The organism is Anaeromyxobacter sp. PSR-1, from assembly GCF_000964525.1.
Lineage (GTDB): Bacteria > Myxococcota > Myxococcia > Myxococcales > Anaeromyxobacteraceae > Anaeromyxobacter.
The window spans coordinates 1-1,068 of the sequence record NZ_BAZG01000344.1; the positions used below are offsets into that span (position 1 = coordinate 1).

The following is a 1,068-nucleotide window of genomic DNA, read 5'->3' on the forward strand; positions in this document are numbered from 1 at the left end:
ATCGTCGGCGCCGGCATCGGGGGCCTCGGCACCATCGAGGACGAGCACAAGACGCTGCTGGAGAAGGGCGTCCGCAAGATCGGCCCGTTCTTCATCCCGTCGCTCATCATCAACCTGGCCCCGGGCCAGATCAGCATGAAGTACGGGATGCAGGGCCCCAACTTCTCCCCGGTGTCGGCCTGCGCCACCGGCAACCACTCCATCGGCGACGCCATGCTCTACATCGAGCGCGGCCTCGCCGACGTCATCATCGCGGGCGGCTGCGAGGCCACCATCACGCCGCTCGGCATCGGCGGCTTCTGCGCGGCCCGCGCGCTCTCGGAGCGCAACGACGCGCCGGAGAAGGCGAGCCGCCCGTTCGACAAGGGGCGCGACGGCTTCGTGGCCGGCGAGGGCGCCGGCCTGCTGGTGCTCGAGGAGTACGAGCACGCCCGCAAGCGCGGCGCGCGGATCTACGCGGAGCTGGCCGGCTACGGCGCCAGCGCCGACGCGTACCACATCACCGCGCCGGCCGAGGGCGGCGAGGGCGGCGCGCGCGCGGTCCGCATGGCGCTGCAGGACGCGGGCGTCGCGCCCGAGCAGGTCGGCTACGTGAACACGCACGGCACCTCGACGCCGGTCGGCGACGTGGCCGAGTGCCAGGGCATCAAGCGCGTCTTCGGGGAGCACGCGAAGCAGGGGCTGATGGTCTCCTCCACCAAGTCCATGACCGGCCACCTGCTCGGCGGCGCGGGCGGGCTCGAGGCGGTGGTGACGGTCCTCGCCATCTCGCGCGGCGTGCTGCCGCCGACCATCAACGTCGACGAGCAGGACCCGGAGTGCGATCTCGACGTGATCCCGAACACGGCGCGCGAGGTGCGCGTGGACGTGGCCGTCTCGAACTCCTTCGGGTTCGGCGGCACGAACGCCGTGGTGCTGTTCAAGCGCGTGTAGCGGCCCGCCGGCCGCGACGCCCCGAGGCGCCGCCCCGCCGCGCGGGGTCGGCGCCTCTCGCGTTCCGGGGAGCCGCCAGGCGGGCGCCGGCGCCTCGCCCGGACGGGCGAGGCGGCCCCGGGCGGCCGGCGCGGC

General features: G+C 74.3%; 1 protein-coding gene. It reads left to right on the plus strand.

The window, feature by feature from the left end; translation table 11 throughout:
* Positions 1–933 (plus strand): beta-ketoacyl-ACP synthase II (gene fabF, locus PSR1_RS23240; protein ID WP_059439638.1); only part of this gene is annotated, 933 nt, incomplete at its 5' end.
* Between the last annotated feature and the right edge of the window lie 135 nt (positions 934–1,068).